Here is a 237-nt window from a genome sequence, read left to right as displayed (position 1 = left end):
CCGGTGCCCGGCTTCGGCAACGTCATCGGCCTGTACCAGGCGCTGGGCAACAATCCGCTGCTCAGCGGCGCGCTGAAGAACACCGGCCTCTATGCCAACGGCGTGACCCCGGCCTACGGCAACGTGATGAAGGTGTCGTCCATCGGCAAGGACATCAACGCGCGCAACGACGGCCAGTTCGGCGTGGCCTTCCGCTACATCGCCGAGGACCTGAACAGCACCGAGTTCGGCTTCTAC

At 65.0% G+C, this 237-nt stretch carries 1 protein-coding gene; it reads left to right on the top strand.

The genetic code is table 11. The features are described from left to right. The coding region (locus ACLJNW_RS28410; RefSeq protein WP_410962008.1) for a DUF1302 family protein at positions 1–237 on the top strand (237 nt) is incomplete at both ends.

Source organism: Salmonella sp. SAL4457 (genome assembly GCF_046548235.1).
Lineage (GTDB): Bacteria > Pseudomonadota > Gammaproteobacteria > Enterobacterales > Enterobacteriaceae > Salmonella > Salmonella enterica.
This window is presented reverse-complemented; position numbering and strand designations above follow the sequence as displayed.